We start from the raw sequence: 15989 nt of genomic DNA, 5'->3' as shown, positions 1-15989 counted from the left end.
TCTGTTTATTGCTTTACAAAGTCTTCTTCGACATTTTCTTTTTCTAATAATCGTTTTTTCATTCTAGCACTGTCACGTTCCAATATCGGTTTTAAGTATTTCCCTGTATAAGATATCGGACTTTCAGCGATTTTTTCTGGCGTGCCCTTAGCAATAATCTTTCCGCCTTTATCGCCACCTTCTGGACCAAGGTCAACTAAATAATCGGCAGTTTTGATCACGTCTAAATTATGTTCAATCACAAGTACTGTATCTCCATTCTCTACAAGTCGTTGCAAGACTAAAAGTAGACGTGCAATATCATCGACATGTAGTCCTGTTGTTGGCTCATCAAGTATATAAAGAGAGCGGCCATTTGAACGACGGTGCAATTCTGAAGCTAATTTCACTCGCTGGGCTTCTCCACCCGATAATGTCGTTGCTGGTTGCCCAAGCTTCATATAACCTAATCCAACATCAAATATGGTCTGAAGTTTGCGTTTGATTTTAGGAATATTTTCGAAGAAAACTAGACCATCTTCAATTGTCATATTCAATACATCTGCAATATTTTTCCCTTTATATTTTACTTCAAGTGTTTCACGATTATACCTCTTACCGTGACAAACCTCACAAGGTACATACACATCAGGTAAAAAATGCATCTCTATTTTAATAATCCCGTCACCTCTACAGGCCTCACAGCGACCGCCTTTAACATTAAAGCTAAAACGTCCTTTCTTATAGCCGCGTACCTTCGCTTCGTTAGTAGAAGCATATACATCCCTAACATCATCAAATACTCCAGTATATGTCGCAGGATTGGATCTAGGTGTTCTTCCAATGGGTGATTGGTCAATATCGATTACTTTTTCTAGTTGTTCTATCCCTTTAATTTCCTTATGAGCACCTGGTTTTGCTTTTGCTCTATTAAGCTTCTGAGCAAGTGATTTATGCAAAACCTCATTAATCAAAGTACTTTTACCTGAACCTGATACACCAGTAACAGCAATAAACATACCAAGTGGAAGTTTTACACTCACATTTTTTAAATTATTTTCTTTTGCTCCTTTTATTTCAATGTATCTTCCATCAGATTTACGCCTTTCTTGTGGAAGAGGAATAAACTTTTCACCTGATAAATACTGTCCTGTAAGTGAATGAGGATTTTGTGTTACATCATCAGGCGTACCGCTTGCGACCACTTCACCACCATGCACACCTGCGCCAGGACCGATATCAATTAGGTGATCAGCAGCAAGCATAGTATCTTCATCATGTTCGACAACGATTAATGTATTTCCGATATCTCTCATACTTTTCAACGTGCTAATTAATCTATCATTATCACGTTGATGCAAACCAATCGAAGGCTCATCCAATATATAAAGAACCCCCGTTAACCGGGATCCAATTTGTGTGGCTAGACGAATTCGCTGCGCTTCTCCACCTGAAAGCGTACCTGCCGCACGACTTAATGTTAAATAATCAAGTCCGACATTGATAAGAAAGCCAATTCGCTCATCTATTTCTCTTAAAATTAGCCGTGCTATTTGCATTTCTTTTTCAGTTAAATGTAAGTCAGAGAAAAAGGTAGATGCTTCTATAACGGAGAGTTCTGTCACTTCGCTAATATGTCTGCCTTCCACTTTTACAGCTAAGCTCTCTTCTTTAAGTCTGTATCCTTTACAACGCGGGCATGGCTGCTGTGCCATATACTTTTCCATTTGTTCGCGGATATAATCCGAACTTGTTTCCTGGTACCTGCGTTCCACATTGCGCAATACACCTTCAAACCGGATATTACTTTCACGAATTTGTCCAAAATCATTTTGATAGCGGAATTTTATTGTTTCTCCGCTCGATCCATAAAGTATTTTATCCATTTGTGCTTTAGGTATATCTTGAACTGGGATATCCATCGGAATATCAAATTTTTTACAGACTGTCTTTAACAGTTGTGGATAATATTGTGAACTAACTGGAACCCAAGGTAAAATGGCACCTTCCTCAAGCGTAAGGCTCCAATCTGGAATAACTAGTTCTGGATCAACTTCAAGTTTTGAGCCAAGGCCATCACAGTCTGTACATGCGCCAAAAGGGCTGTTAAAAGAAAACATGCGCGGTTCCAACTTATCAATCGAAAAACCACATTGTGGACAAGCGTGATTTTGACTGAATAATAATTCGCCTTCTTCCATCACATCCACTACGACTTTCCCGTCCCCTAATCCTAGGGCCGTTTCTAAAGAATCAGCTAGCCTTGATTCCACTCCATCTTTTACAACAATTCTATCTATAATCACTTCAATTGAATGTTTCTTGTTTTTATTCAGTTCAATTTCTTCCCCAAGGTCCATTACTTCTCCATTGACCCGAACACGAACAAAGCCTTGCTTCTTTACATCCTCCAAAGCTTTTGCATGCGTTCCTTTACGCCCGGAGACTAATGGTGCTAGAATTTGTAGTTTCGTGCGTTCAGGATAAACCATAATTCTATCTACCATTTGTTCAATTGTTTGTGATGTAATTTCTACCCCATGGACTGGACATATTGGTCTGCCCACTCGAGCAAATAACAGGCGTAAATAATCATAGATCTCCGTAACAGTTCCGACTGTTGAACGTGGATTTTTACTCGTCGTTTTTTGATCAATCGATATAGCTGGGGATAATCCCTCAATAGCATCTACATCCGGTTTATCCATTTGTCCCAAAAACTGTCGGGCATAAGCAGACAAAGATTCCACGTAGCGGCGCTGTCCTTCAGCATAAATTGTATCAAATGCTAGCGAGGATTTTCCTGATCCTGATAATCCAGTGATGACAACCAACTCATCTCTTGGAATTGTAACGTCAATGTTTTTCAAATTATGGGCTCTTGCGCCCTGGACAATTATTTTATCTAAAGCCATCGCTTGCTCACCCTTCCGCTTTTAACTCTAAAATAGCATCACGAAGCTGTGCAGCATGTTCAAAATCAAGCGCTTTTGCAGCTTCCTTCATTTCTTGTTCCATCGTCATTATCAGCTTTTCTCTTTCTTTTTTCGTATATTTCTTCGTTTTCCCTTTTGCAGAGTATTCAGCTGTATCCTCCGCAGCGACGGTCGCTCTAATAACGTCACGAATCGATTTTTGAATCGTCATAGGTGTAATACCATGTTTCAGATTATATTCTTCTTGAATTAAACGCCTACGCTGTGTTTCGCTCATTGCTTTTTCCATCGAATCTGTGATTTTATCAGCATACATGATCACGTGTCCGTTTGAATTTCGAGCTGCCCGTCCAATTGTTTGGATGAGTGATCGTTCTGAACGCAAAAAGCCTTCTTTATCTGCATCAAGTATTGTTACAAGTGAGACTTCTGGAATGTCAAGTCCTTCACGCAAGAGATTAATCCCAACTAAAGCATCATATGTGCCAAGCCGTAACTCACGGATAATCTCTATTCGTTCCAATGTTTTAATATCCGAATGTAAGTATTGTACTTTTATGCCAATTTCTTTTAAATAATCAGTTAAATCCTCTGACATCTTTTTCGTCAAAGTAGTAATTAAAACACGCTCATTTTTCGTCATTCTATCCTGAATTTCGGCTAATAGATCATCAATCTGTCCTTCAATTGGCCGGACATCGATTGTTGGGTCTAAAAGGCCTGTTGGACGGATAATCTGTTCCACCATTTCCGGTGTATGTTCTAGTTCAAATGGTCCTGGGGTTGCAGAAACGAAGATAGCCTGATGAATATGCTCTTTAAATTCTTCAAACTTTAAAGGTCGATTATCAAGTGCAGATGGCAAACGAAAGCCATGATCGACTAATACTTGCTTTCTAGCCTGGTCACCATTATACATTCCGCGAATTTGAGGCAATGTCACATGGGACTCATCGATAATAATCTGGAAATCATCAGGAAAATAATCTAAGAGTGTGTACGGCGTGGCTCCCGCTGGCCTTAATGTTAAATGTCGAGAATAGTTTTCAATTCCAGAACAAAAGCCCATTTCTCTCATCATTTCTAAATCATATCTCGTCCTTTGTTCAAGGCGCTGCGCTTCAAGCAATTTATTATTCTCATTTAGTTCACTAAGACGTTCTTCTAATTCTGTTTCAATATTATTAATTGCCACTCGAAGTTTTTCCTCTCGAGTGACGAAGTGAGATGCCGGAAATATGGCTGCGTGTTCTCTATCTCCGACAATTTCTCCAGTAAGGGCGTTCACTACTCTAATTCGGTCAATTTCATCACCGAAAAATTCAATCCGAATACATTGTTCTTCACGTGCAACCGGGAAAATCTCTACAACATCTCCCCGTACACGAAAGGTACCGTTTTGAAATTCGATATCATTACGCGCATACTGAAGATCGACAAGCTTTCGTAACAACTGATTTCTTTCAATTTCCATACCCGTTCGGAGTGAAAGAACATGTTCCCAATACTCTTCTGGAGAACCGAGACCATATATGCATGAAACACTAGCAATGATGACCACATCTCTGCGCTCAAACAAGGCAGATGTGGCTGAGTGTCTCAGTCTATTTATTTCATCATTTACGCTCGAATCTTTTTCGATAAATGTATCTGTTGAAGGAACGTATGCCTCTGGCTGGTAATAGTCGTAAAAGCTTACGAAATACTCCACAGCATTATTTGGAAAGAACTCCTTGAATTCACTATATAATTGACCGGCGAGCGTTTTATTATGAGCGATGACGATCGTCGGTTTGTTCACTTCTTTAATCACATTAGAAACAGTAAAGGTTTTCCCAGTACCGGTTGCTCCAAGTAACGTTTGATATTTCCGCCCAGACTGTACACCCTCAATAAGACTTTCTATCGCTTTCGGCTGATCTCCGGCGGGTTGATACTGCGAGACAAGTTCAAACTGATTTTCCAAGTGGCTTCCTCCCCTATAAACAACTTTTTCTCCTATTATTGCCATATATAAGAATCCCTATAGTCGAGATTAATCTAAAAATCACATATACTTATTTTACCACAATCCACATATAAAAAACCATCAAAAAGCGAACGTATTTTCGATCCGTGCATTTCTAGCTGAAACAAAAAAGAAAGGTAAAAAATGTATCGCATACATTTTTACCTTTCTTCAAAACAATCACAACTGTTTCTCTAGTGCGTATAAGTCCTCTTCAAGTACTTGCATTCTTTGTTCTGTCACTTCCCTTGCATCTCGAATTGCTGCATTGTAGAATACAGGGCCAAGACGGTCTTTAATGAAATCAAAACAAATTTCTGCGGCAATTTCACCCACTTCTTCCCCTCGTTCTTCAAGGAAATAAGTTTGAATTTCTTCTATCATCTGTCTTTTCTGTTCAGCTGAAAGCTTCGGCATAAGCATTATTCATTACTCCTTTGTTAGTAAAATTTTTGCATTCTAACACACTGTAAAAGCGGGGCCTACAAATCTTGCATTGGTGAATTATTTTTATGAACTTTAAGCTACCTTCAAAATAATAGCGGTATTAGGGTAAGGACAATAATAACTAGTGGCATCATTTGTATGAGAATCATTCCTTTTCCCGTCAAGTTCATACTTACACTTGGGATGGGAACTTCCTCGAACAACCAATTTGCCAGTCTGTGAACCTTCTTTTTCCTCATTGGAAACTCTGGCACCTCAACATGAAATTCCTCCAACTTTTTTAACAGTTTTTCATCATGGTTATCCATCTTTATCCACCCCTAAATCATCTTTCAAATTTTTCAAGGCGTGATGTAACCTTGACTTCACTGTCCCGATTGGAATGCCCAATACTTCCGCAATTTCTTTTTGAGGTAAATCATGATAATACCGAAGAACGATAACTGCCCGTTGCCCTTCAGGCAAAGTTTGGACAGCTTTTTGAACACTCATTTTTTCTTCGACAGCAATGGTAGAAAATCGATCTGGAGCTAAAAAAGGCAATAGTATTGCGAATTTTCTCCTTCTCTTTAACTTGGTCATCATCGTATTATAAGCAATTTGGAATAAATACGTTTTAAAGCTACCTTTTTCAGAGGTATAATAATGTTTTTTTCTTATCAGTTTTTCAAAAGTATCTTGGACGACATCAATACTAAATTGTCGATCATTAGAATATCGGAATATAAATCGATATAATTGATTTTTATACGTAAGATAAATCGTATCAATCGACTGCATATTACCTTCTTGATCAATTATAATGTATAAATCATCATTCTTGAAATTCATTTGGCCACCGCTCTTTTATCCCCTTAAATACATAAGCCAACTTTGTAATCAGCCATATAAAAGTAATTAAACTAAACACAAATGTTTGATGGATAAAATACTGAATAACAGGGCTATTAATTGTATCACCTCTCAATAAAAATAACAGTAATCCCGCTATCTGGAGAAAGGTATAAATAGAACAAAGCACGATAATCGTGTCCCACCTAGTCCAGCGAAAATATATGTCTGTTTTTGTAAAATCAATCTTTCCCCACTTATCACGAATAACCTTTTTATTCATTGGGATGATGATCAAAACGAAAAGAGATCCAATAACTCCCGCTACAATACTACTAATAATCCAGCCATTAATCGGCATTCCCAACACCTTCCTTTACTTCTATTTATCAATTTATACAAATGACGAAGCAAAAAGGTTCATTTCCATTTCTTTTTCTAACATAATAAAAAAATGCTTCCTGACACAGACCTCGCTGCTCATGAAGCATTTTTATTTTTCTTTCTTCTTTTCATTTCGTTTACAAAATAAAGACCAATCGTTAGTGATGCTGCTTCCACAACAATTAACCACCACATATTAATATAGCCCTTGTAAGCAGATACAACGATTAGCGCAACAGTGAGTAGAAAACCAACTACTCGACTGTATGTAACCCTTGTAAAAAAAATCATTAATAGAGCGGGCAAAAATATTGCTGATAATACCTTATCAATCACAATCAAACACCTCAATCTTAATTCTAACACAAGGAATTCTTATCACATTTGAAAAGAAATACTATAAGCTTGCATTTCCACCGCTTTCCATAATCATTTTTTCTGTAATCGCTGTAAGCTCACTTTGTTCAATAAAACGTTCCTGAAGCATATCAGGTAAAATATACTCAAAGAAATATTTTACGCATGTCATATCTTTAAATCGCAAAATCGTACTTAATGCTTCCTCATATATTTCAAGAAACAACTCTTCGGGATTTTCCTTTTGAATTTCACCAAATGATTCATAGAGTAAATCAATTTTATCAGCAACAGATAGAATTCGCCCTTCCAATGTTTCGTCTTTACCTTCTTTCAATCGTTCCAAATAGATATGCTGAAACTCAGTTGGGATTTCCTTTTCGACAAATTTCTTCGTCATTTCTTCTTCCACCTCATTGAAAAGCCGCTTTAACTCTTTAGAGGCATATTTTACAGGTGTTTTGATATCCCCTGTAAAGAGCTCTGCGTAATCATGATTTAAAGCTTTTTCATATAAAAGTCGCCAATCGATTTGCTCACCAGCTTGTTCTTCCACTGTACCAAGAAATTGAGCTATTTTCGTCACTTTAAAAGAATGGCTTGCAACAGAATGTTCTTGAAATTTAAACTTGCCTGGACAACGATAAATTTTCTCTAGGTCAGACAAACTTTTAAAATAATGATGTATTCCCACAATCATCACCAGCCCTTAAGTTATTTACGAGATTGTACCATGAAGAAACGTCAGTGACAAAAATGAGAAACCGTACTAGGTCCTCCGAATTTATCCTAATACTCCAACTTCGGCATCAAATGGGATATTCTAAATATACCATCTTCATTAAGCTTTGAGCATTCATTAACGCGAAAAAATCTGCTTTTACATCATACAAGCCCATAGGGAAATCTCCATTACATGCCCTATCAAATAGACTGTTTTTGTAAGCTTTACAATTGGAAAAATAGATAGCGCTAGTTACATCATGTTACTCACTTCTGAAAAATAAAAAAGATGTGTAGATCCCCAAAAAGTTGTCTTTCGGGACATCCTCACATCGTTTCATGAAGGAATAAATCAAATATGCCTCATTTGATTCAACACTTACGGTTTACCCGAAAGTCCTTCTTCTATCAATTATTCAATTCAACGATTTGACCTGCTTCCATATAAACAATCCACTCACAAATATTTGTCGCATAATCACCAATTCGTTCCAAATATTGTGCAACCAATAATAAATGTGTTGCCTGGCTAATTAGTTTCTGATCTTTCGACATCATCTCGATTAATTCAGAAAATACCTTTCGATACTTATCATCAATCGCATCATCTTGTTGTGCAATTGTATATGCACCTTTATGATCTAATTGAATATAAGCGGTAATCGCATCTCGTACAATCTTTTGAACAAGTTCGCCCATTTTCGGGATATCGATCAACGGCTTGGCATATGTCTCATTTTTCAAAGTAATCGTCGTTTCAGCAATACTGACAGCGTGATCCGCCATTCTTTCCAAATCTGTCGCAACTTTCAACGTTGTCGCAATTCTTCTTAAATCACTTCCTACTGGTTGTTGCAAAGCGAGTAAAGAAAAGCATGTCTTTTCAATCGAAACTTCTGCATCATTAATAGCTTTATCACCAGAAACGATCGCTTGTGCTAATTCCTCGTCCTTTTCACTAAGTGATTTCACAGATTTAAAAACTGCCTCTTCAACCATCATTCCCATTGTTAATAATTGCTGATGAAGTTCACTCAATTGTTCATCAAACTGGCTTCTAATCGCCATTATAACTCCCCCTTTGAAAATGATTAACCAAATCTACCTGTAATATAATCCTCTGTTTTTTTATTTACTGGATTTGTAAAAATACTATTTGTGTCGGAAAATTCTACAACCTCACCATTTAGAAAAAAGGCAGTCTCATCTGAGACTCTAGCGGCCTGCTGCATATTATGTGTAACGATAATAATCGTATATTGCTGTTTTAATTCTAAAATTAATTGCTCTAACTTTAACGTGGATACAGGATCTAAAGCGGAGGTAGGCTCATCCATTAATATAATCTCTGGCTTGACAGCAAGGACTCTAGCTAAAACCAGACGTTGCTGCTGACCACCAGATAAACCCAATGCTGACTTACCCAATGTATCTTTTACCTCATCCCAAAGCGCTGCTGAACGAAGGCTTGACTCAACTAATTCATCCAACTCAGCTTTGCTCTTCCGTCCATGAATACGTGGTCCATAAGCAATATTGTCATAGATTGACATTGGGAAAGGATTCGCTTGTTGAAATACCATGCCGACCCGTTTTCGCAACTCTACTGCATCCATATTCGGATCATTCACATTCCAGTCGCCAATCAAAATCTTACCTTCTGTTCTCGTGTTATCTATCAAATCATTCATTCTGTTTAATGTTCTCAAAAAAGTAGATTTACCACAGCCAGAAGGACCAATTAGCGCTGTTGCACAGTTTTGTTTAATATTTAGATTAATATCTATTAGCGCATGTTTCTTTCCATAATAAAATTGCAATTGTTCTGTTCGAATGGCGAATTCTTCAGCCACTTTATTTTTTTCCAAAAGCATTGTGGACATCGTATCCCCTCCTTTTAGCTGAAATTACCTGAAATATAATCTTCCGTTTGCTGCTTTTGAGGATTCGTGAATATTTGTTCTGTTTCCCCATATTCAACGACATCTCCCATATAGAAAAATGCTGTGTGATCAGATATCCGTGCTGCTTGCTGCATATTGTGTGTAACAATAATAATTGTAAATTCTTGTTTTAACTCACTTATTAACTCTTCAATTTTACCTGTTGAAACCGGATCAAGCGCTGAAGCTGGTTCATCTAGAAGTAGTACTTCAGGCTTCATTGCTAATGCCCTTGCAATACAAAGGCGTTGTTGTTGACCACCAGATAAAGCAAGAGCCGATCGGTGAAGTTGATCTTTTACTTCATCCCACAGTGCTGCTTTACGTAAACTTTCTTCCACTATGTCATGTAGCTGCTGTTTATTTTTCACCCCATGATGAGATGGACCGTATGCTATATTATTGAAAATAGACTTAGCAAATGGATTGGGCTTCTGAAAAACCATTCCAATTTGCTTTCTCACTTCAAAAACATTTGCTTCATCACTATTAATATCTACTTGTTTATACATAATTTTTCCGTCTGTTCTACATTGTTCTATCTCATCATTCATCCGATTTAAGCTACGTAAATACGTAGACTTCCCACATCCAGAAGGACCAATTAAGGCCGTTACGTTTTTTTCTGGGAAACGTAATGATACTTGATGAATGGCGGTTTTCTCACCGTAATGTACACTTAAATCAATTGTTTCCATCGCTATCTTCTGTAAATCAGCACCTGAATGAACTGGCTGTTTTCCCCTGTTAAACACGTCTTCCGTTTTTCTTTCAAGTATCGCTGCCATCACTAAACCCTCCTGCTTATGCTGAAGTCATTTTCCGATGAACCAAGCCACCGATCCAGCGTGCTCCAAGATTAAAGATAAGAATTGCTATTACAAGTAATGCTGCTGCACCGTCAGAGACTGCCGCTGCATCAGGCATAATTCCTTCCCCGTTGATTTTCCATATATGAACTGCCAATGTTTCCGCTGGTCGCATAGGATTGAGTGGAGAAGTTGGCGAAAAAGGATTCCAATTGGAGAAATCCAGATTAGGCGTACTCATACCTGCTGTATATATGAGTGCAGCTGCTTCACCAAATACTCTTCCTGATGCTAAAATAACACCGGTAATAATCCCTGGTAATGCTGCTGGAAGTACAATAGTAGTAATTGTTTCCCATCTTGATACACCGAGCGCTAACCCCGCCTCTCTTTGCTGCTGCGGAATATTTCGTACGGATTCTTCCACTACGCGGACCATTAATGGTAAATTAAATACTGCTAATGCGAGGGCACCTGAAAGAATCGAGAATCCCCATCCCATGTAAATAACGAAAAATAAAAAACCAAACAATCCAACGACGATGGATGGAAGCGACGAAAGCACTTCGATCATCGTACGAAGAAAATCTGTCCACGCATTTTTCTTTGCATACTCTGCCATATATATGCCAGCCCCGAGTGAGATCGGAATGCTAATAATCATTGTAAGCACAAGTAAATAAAATGAATTGAAGAGCTGTGGTCCAACACCGCCTCCAGTTTTAAATATTTGTGGCGGGGAGGAGATAAACTGCCAACTTAATTTAGGTACACCGTTATATAAAACATAACCTAGCAAACTAGCTAATATGAGCACGATTATAAATGCGATCACATAAAAAATTGCTGTGGCTAACCGATCTGCGAATTTAGCATTCATGCTGTCTTTTTCCCCTTCCCGATCATCCTAACCGCAATGATAAAAATAAATGACATGATGAGTAAAACAAGAGCAAGCGACCATAATGCATTGTTTTCCGCTTGACCCATGACTGTATATCCCATTCCCATTGTCAAAATACTCGTTAAAGTAGAGGCCGGTTCAAACAGTGATGACGGGATAACTGCTGAATTCCCAATAACCATTTGTACAGCTAACGCTTCTCCAAATGCTCGAGCCATTCCAAAAATAACTGCTGTAAGTAAACCTGGTCGTGCGGTCTTCAAAATAACCCGATAGATCGTTTGCCAGCGAGTCGCACCTAATGCAAGTGACGCCTCTCGCAACTGTCTTGGCACACCTTTAATAGCATCTGTAGATAGACTGGTAATCGTAGGTAAAATCATTACTGACAATACGATCGTCCCGGCCGCTATCCCAAATCCACTACCTGTAAGATGATCCCTAATGAAAGGTACTACAACGGTCAATCCAATAAATCCATAAACTACAGAAGGAATGCCCACTAATAATTCGATAACAGGCTGAAGTATTTTCTTGCCAAACTTCGGTGATATTTCTGTCATGAAAATAGCTGCACCAATCGCAAGCGGCGCACAAATGAGCGCGGATAAAATCGTAACAACAAAGGATCCAAAGATAAATGGTAGTGCACCAATAATCGGTTTACCTAATTCATTCACTGCTCCTGGATTCCATTTCAAACCAGTGAAAAATTCAATTACACTTCCCTTATTACTGTAAAATGTAGATAAGCCCTTTGATGAAACGAGAAATAAAATAGCAAAAGCAATGGCAATTGTAATTCCCACTGCTGTAAATGCAAGTATTTTTCCCATTCGTTCAATTTTAACCTTTTTATTCGGCTTCAATAGTTGAAGCGAAATATCTTCTGGCATTTTTTCCACAGATGTTTCCCCTTCCTATGAAATAGCTTAAGGTGGCTATTGAGCCACCTAGAGCCATGCATAATAAATTATTTCACATTTCCTTCTGCATCACGTTCTACTTGCATACCTGTTACAGGCAAATAATCCAATTCTGGAACCAAATTATCTTGCACTTCAGGTGATAACATGTAATCAAGGAATTCTTTCGTCAAACCTGAAGGTTCGCCATTTGTGTACATATGTTGGTATGCCCAAATTTTCCAATCATTTGTTTCTACATTTGCTTGAGTTGGTTCATTACCATCAACTTTCAGGGCAACAAGCGAATCATCGAAATAGGAGAATGCTAGATAGCTAATAGCTCCTGGTGTTTCACTAACAATTTTTCTAACAGTACCTGATGAATCTTGCTCTTGTGCTTGAGCTGGCTCTGCACCATTCAAACCGAATTGTTCAAAAGTTGCCCGTGTACCTGATCCTTGTGCACGGTTGATCACGATAATATCTTGATCAGCCCCACCGATTTCTTTCCAGTTTTTAATTTTACCTGTGAAAATATCAATCAACTGTTCTTGTGTAATATCTTGAACATTCACATCCGGATGAACAACTGGACCCATTCCTACAACTGCTACTTTATGGTCTACTAATTTTGCAGTGTCAATCCCGTCTTTTTCCTCTGCAAAAATATCTGAGTTTCCTATATCAACTGCGCCTTCGCTAATTTTACTTAAGCCTGTCCCACTTCCACCGCCTTGTACATTAATCACTGCACCGGCATTTTCTGTTGAGAACTGTTGAGAAGCAGCTTCTACTAATGGTTGTAAAGCACTTGACCCAACGGCAGTAATCGCTCCAGATACGGTAGCTGCATCATCTTTACCATTAGTTTTATCTCCTGCACTTGATTCGGCACCTTCACTATTTCCACACCCTGCCATAATAATCGAGAGCATAAATACAAATCCAAAAATTGCTAACATATTCTTTTTCATGAGTGTACCCCCACCTCTTATTTTTATACTCTAGTAACTCCTTGCATATACAATATAACTCCCCATGTTTAAGTTCATATGAATCTATTGTTAAGATATTGTAAAGATAGTGGAAGCGCCTCCGTTAGCCCAAACAAGCTCAAGACAAATTGCGAGGAGGCAGCTCCTTTAACCACTACAGCAAATTGACTTGTGACCTCGAGGGGCTAGATATCAAGGAAAGCGAAAGGAACAAAAAAACTCGCACCCTTATATTAAGAATGCGAGTTTTATGCTTGTTTTTTAGGCAGAGAAATGATGAATATCGTACCTTCCCCTTCCACACTATTCACTTCTATTGTACCTCGATGTGCGTCAACTAAATGCTTAACAATGGCAAGTCCAAGACCTGTCCCACCAGAAACACGTGATCTAGCTTTGTCCACTCTATAGAATCTTTCAAAAATACGTGGTAGATCTGATTGATTGATACCTATCCCAGAATCAGCAATTTGCAATTCAACATCCGTTTTACCTTCAGTAATCCCAATCGAGATCTGACCATTTTCAGGTGTATAGGCAATGGCATTAGAAGTTAGGTTCAGAATAATTTGCTGAATCCGATCTTTTTCACCTTGAATCCAGACGTCTTTCTTCTTAGGAAGCTTTATTTTTACTTTCTTTTTTATGGCTGTCTCTATAACAGTCTCTACCGTTCCGTATACAGCCTTTGTTAAGTTAATATTTTCAACCTTTAGCGGAATTTGAAGTTGCTCAATACTGGATAGGTCAAGAATATCATTAATTAAACGATGCAGCCGCTCACTTTCATCATAAATGATCGTTAGAAAGCTACGCAAAATCTCTTCATCTTCCAAAGCTCCATCAAGCAATGTTTCGGCAAATCCTTTTACAGATGTAACCGGCGTTTTTAATTCATGAGAGACGTTCGCAACAAACTCACTTCTCATTTTTTCAAGTCTGCGAATGTCAGATACATCATGGAGCACTGCTACTATACCTTTCGTTTCTCCCAGATCATCTACATAGGGGGCTAGGTGTGCATCCAGTATCCTTTCTTTCGGAAAAAATATTCGGACTTCTTCTCGGATTTCTACTCCATTTTTCAGACATTCTTCGATTAAAGTACTTAATTCTACACTCCTACCTACTTCCAAATGCAACTTACCGGTAAAATTCTCTGATTCCTCTCCTAGTAAATGGCCAATAGCCCTATTTGCTAGTAAAATACGCCCTTCCGTATTAACGAGCAAAACTCCACTCATCATATTCGCTAAAACGCCTGTAAGTTGCTGTTCGTTTTCTTCGATTTTTTCCATCTGCGTTTTTAAACTTGAGGCAAGCACATTAATCGATTGGGTCAACTGACCAAGTTCTCCTTTTGGATTGCTTGTCGCTCGTGCATGATAGTCACTATTTTTCAATTTGTCTGTCACAACAATCATTTCTTCCACCGGTCGAGATATTCCTTTTGCTATCCTAGTACCAATTATAGTCGATAATAAAATAGCGGCTACTAATACAAATATAATACTTATCCATAATTTATTAATCGCAGAATCAATATTCTTTAATACGAGCGATGTTCTCATTACCCCGCTTATTTCTCCATCTTCATATATCGGGATAGTAGTATACATCATTCGGAATCCAAGCGTCTTACTATATCTGACCGATAATCCCGACTTTTTATTTTCAGCCATAATTTGTTTAACTTCTGGCCTATTGGCGTGATTTCCCATCTTTTTCGGATCATCTTCAGAATCTGCTAAAACATTACCATCAAGATCAATCAGCGTAATTCGAGCGTCCATGGGCATTGATAAATCCTTTATTCTTTCTTGTAAATCGCGATTGCTTTCGTCTATTTCAATCGCTTTTAGTATGACAGCTGCTGTTTGGTGTAGATGTTCTTCTTTTAATTCCAAATATGTATTTTTCAAAATATCAGCTAGAAAAAATCCGGCTATGAGAAACACCGATGATAATAATATTAAAAACGAGAGGGTGATCCTAACCCATAGTCTATGCATTATGGTCTCTCCAATTTATAGCCGAAACCGCGAACGGTTTTAATATAAAGTGGCTTCCTCTTATCTGCTTCTATTTTTTCCCGTAAATGACTGATATGAACATCCACAATTCGTGAGTCACCTGCAAAATCATAGTTCCACACTGCAGTGAGCAGTTGATCACGATTCAACACTTTCCTTTGATTGTGTGCCAAGTAAAGCAATAGCTCAAATTCCTTAGGCGTCAATTCTAAAATGTTACCATTCATCATCGCTTCATATCTTTCAGGATAAATGATAAGTTCGCCTATTTGAATATAAGATTTTTCATCCGTCTCACTGGTTGAATTCTTATCATCCTTATTCACCCGTCTTAAAATAGCCTTTACTCTAGCCACTACTTCACGAGGACTAAAAGGCTTTGTTAAATAATCATCTGCGCCAAGTTCTAGTCCAAGTACTTTATCAAATTCATCATCACGAGCTGTCAACATCAGAATTGGCGTTTCGACTTTTTCCTGTCTTAGTTTTTTGCACACATCCATGCCATCCATGAATGGAAGCATCAAATCTAATACAATTAAATCAGGCTTTTCTTCCAGGGCGATTGTATAACCCGCTTTTCCGTCTTCAGCTGTTAATACTGCAAAGCCCGCTTTCTCTAGATTAAATTTCAACAATGTAACAATCGATGGTTCGTCATCCACTACAAGTATTTTCTCCATGACTATCCCTCCCACAAACGGAAGGTCAGGTTGAATTGTACCTAGTACG

Annotated in this window: 16 protein-coding genes; all 16 read right to left on the bottom strand. The window is 38.2% G+C overall.

Translation table 11 applies throughout. The annotated features are described in order from the left end of the window. Positions 1-5: 5 nt before the first annotated feature. Complete coding sequence (gene uvrA / locus BLE01S_RS11465; protein WP_066141795.1) at positions 6-2894, bottom strand: excinuclease ABC subunit UvrA; 2889 nt, start codon at positions 2892-2894, stop codon at positions 6-8. 7 nt (positions 2895-2901) lie between these two features. After that, positions 2902-4881, bottom strand: coding sequence for an excinuclease ABC subunit UvrB (uvrB, locus tag BLE01S_RS11460; RefSeq protein ID WP_066141792.1), 1980 nt, complete (start codon positions 4879-4881; stop codon positions 2902-2904). A 222-nt stretch (positions 4882-5103) separates the two neighbouring features. Continuing rightward, on the bottom strand, positions 5104-5346 hold the full coding sequence (locus BLE01S_RS11455) for a DUF2164 domain-containing protein (protein ID WP_066141789.1): 243 nt from the start codon (positions 5344-5346) through the stop codon (positions 5104-5106). A 107-nt stretch (positions 5347-5453) separates the two neighbouring features. Then, positions 5454-5678, bottom strand: a complete 225-nt coding sequence (locus BLE01S_RS11450) for a hypothetical protein (RefSeq protein ID WP_066141786.1) — start codon at positions 5676-5678, stop codon at positions 5454-5456. Next, complete coding sequence (locus tag BLE01S_RS11445; RefSeq protein ID WP_066141783.1) at positions 5671-6201, bottom strand: RNA polymerase sigma factor; 531 nt, start codon at positions 6199-6201, stop codon at positions 5671-5673. Before BLE01S_RS11445 ends, BLE01S_RS11450 begins: the two co-directional genes overlap by 8 nt. Further along, positions 6185-6562 carry a hypothetical protein gene (locus BLE01S_RS11440; protein WP_066141780.1) on the bottom strand — a complete coding sequence of 126 codons (378 nt, stop codon included), beginning with the start codon at positions 6560-6562 and terminating at the stop codon, positions 6185-6187. The genes BLE01S_RS11445 and BLE01S_RS11440 overlap by 17 nt, the downstream gene beginning before the upstream one ends. Positions 6563-6681: 119 nt before the next feature. Next, positions 6682-6921: a CsbA family protein gene (locus BLE01S_RS11435; RefSeq protein ID WP_174521723.1), complete on the bottom strand. Its 240-nt coding sequence runs from the start codon at positions 6919-6921 to the stop codon at positions 6682-6684. A gap of 61 nt (positions 6922-6982) precedes the next feature. After that, positions 6983-7636 (bottom strand): HD domain-containing protein, encoded by a 654-nt coding sequence (locus BLE01S_RS11430; RefSeq protein WP_066142284.1) that lies wholly within the window; start codon positions 7634-7636, stop codon positions 6983-6985. Between the two features lie 437 nt (positions 7637-8073). Then, on the bottom strand, positions 8074-8733 hold the full coding sequence (gene phoU, locus BLE01S_RS11425; RefSeq protein WP_066141777.1) for a phosphate signaling complex protein PhoU: 660 nt from the start codon (positions 8731-8733) through the stop codon (positions 8074-8076). Positions 8734-8756: 23 nt separating this feature from the next. Beyond that, a complete protein-coding gene (gene pstB, locus BLE01S_RS11420) occupies positions 8757-9548 on the bottom strand; it encodes a phosphate ABC transporter ATP-binding protein PstB (RefSeq protein ID WP_066141774.1) in 792 nt (263 codons plus the stop codon). Between the two features lie 14 nt (positions 9549-9562). Continuing rightward, entirely contained in the window at positions 9563-10306 is a 744-nt protein-coding gene (gene pstB / locus BLE01S_RS11415) for a phosphate ABC transporter ATP-binding protein PstB (RefSeq protein WP_231955954.1), read from the bottom strand. A 106-nt stretch (positions 10307-10412) separates the two neighbouring features. Next, on the bottom strand, positions 10413-11297 hold the full coding sequence (pstA, locus tag BLE01S_RS11410; RefSeq protein WP_066141771.1) for a phosphate ABC transporter permease PstA: 885 nt from the start codon (positions 11295-11297) through the stop codon (positions 10413-10415). Then, positions 11294-12217, bottom strand: coding sequence for a phosphate ABC transporter permease subunit PstC (gene pstC, locus BLE01S_RS11405; RefSeq protein ID WP_066142278.1), 924 nt, complete (start codon positions 12215-12217; stop codon positions 11294-11296). The genes pstA and pstC overlap by 4 nt, the downstream gene beginning before the upstream one ends. A 77-nt stretch (positions 12218-12294) precedes the next feature. Beyond that, positions 12295-13203 carry a phosphate ABC transporter substrate-binding protein PstS family protein gene (locus BLE01S_RS11400; RefSeq protein WP_066141769.1) on the bottom strand — a complete coding sequence of 303 codons (909 nt, stop codon included), beginning with the start codon at positions 13201-13203 and terminating at the stop codon, positions 12295-12297. Between the two features lie 269 nt (positions 13204-13472). After that, positions 13473-15236: a two-component system histidine kinase PnpS gene (pnpS, locus tag BLE01S_RS11395; RefSeq protein ID WP_066141766.1), complete on the bottom strand. Its 1764-nt coding sequence runs from the start codon at positions 15234-15236 to the stop codon at positions 13473-13475. Further along, positions 15236-15940, bottom strand: coding sequence for a response regulator transcription factor (locus BLE01S_RS11390; protein ID WP_066141763.1), 705 nt, complete (start codon positions 15938-15940; stop codon positions 15236-15238). The genes pnpS and BLE01S_RS11390 overlap by 1 nt, the downstream gene beginning before the upstream one ends. Between the last annotated feature and the right edge of the window lie 49 nt (positions 15941-15989).

This window comes from Lederbergia lenta NBRC 16444, assembly GCF_001591545.1.
GTDB lineage: Bacteria > Bacillota > Bacilli > Bacillales > Bacillaceae_C > Lederbergia > Lederbergia lenta.
The sequence above is the reverse complement of the archived record's forward strand: the minus strand, read 5'-3'. Positions and strand labels throughout refer to the sequence as shown.

Coding starts and splice junctions, on each gene's coding strand:
- BLE01S_RS11390 (WP_066141763.1), bottom strand. CDS start 15,940: ATGGAGAAAATACTTGTAGTGGATGACGAACCATCGATTGTTACATTG.
- BLE01S_RS11440 (WP_066141780.1), bottom strand. CDS start 6,562: ATGCCGATTAATGGCTGGATTATTAGTAGTATTGTAGCGGGAGTTATT.
- pstB (WP_066141774.1), bottom strand. CDS start 9,548: ATGTCCACAATGCTTTTGGAAAAAAATAAAGTGGCTGAAGAATTCGCC.
- uvrA (WP_066141795.1), bottom strand. CDS start 2,894: ATGGCTTTAGATAAAATAATTGTCCAGGGCGCAAGAGCCCATAATTTG.
- pstB (WP_231955954.1), bottom strand. CDS start 10,306: ATGGAAACAATTGATTTAAGTGTACATTACGGTGAGAAAACCGCCATT.
- pstA (WP_066141771.1), bottom strand. CDS start 11,297: ATGAATGCTAAATTCGCAGATCGGTTAGCCACAGCAATTTTTTATGTG.
- BLE01S_RS11450 (WP_066141786.1), bottom strand. CDS start 5,678: ATGGATAACCATGATGAAAAACTGTTAAAAAAGTTGGAGGAATTTCAT.
- BLE01S_RS11400 (WP_066141769.1), bottom strand. CDS start 13,203: ATGAAAAAGAATATGTTAGCAATTTTTGGATTTGTATTTATGCTCTCG.
- phoU (WP_066141777.1), bottom strand. CDS start 8,733: ATGGCGATTAGAAGCCAGTTTGATGAACAATTGAGTGAACTTCATCAG.
- pstC (WP_066142278.1), bottom strand. CDS start 12,217: ATGCCAGAAGATATTTCGCTTCAACTATTGAAGCCGAATAAAAAGGTT.
- pnpS (WP_066141766.1), bottom strand. CDS start 15,236: ATGCATAGACTATGGGTTAGGATCACCCTCTCGTTTTTAATATTATTA.
- BLE01S_RS11455 (WP_066141789.1), bottom strand. CDS start 5,346: ATGCTTATGCCGAAGCTTTCAGCTGAACAGAAAAGACAGATGATAGAA.
- BLE01S_RS11445 (WP_066141783.1), bottom strand. CDS start 6,201: ATGAATTTCAAGAATGATGATTTATACATTATAATTGATCAAGAAGGT.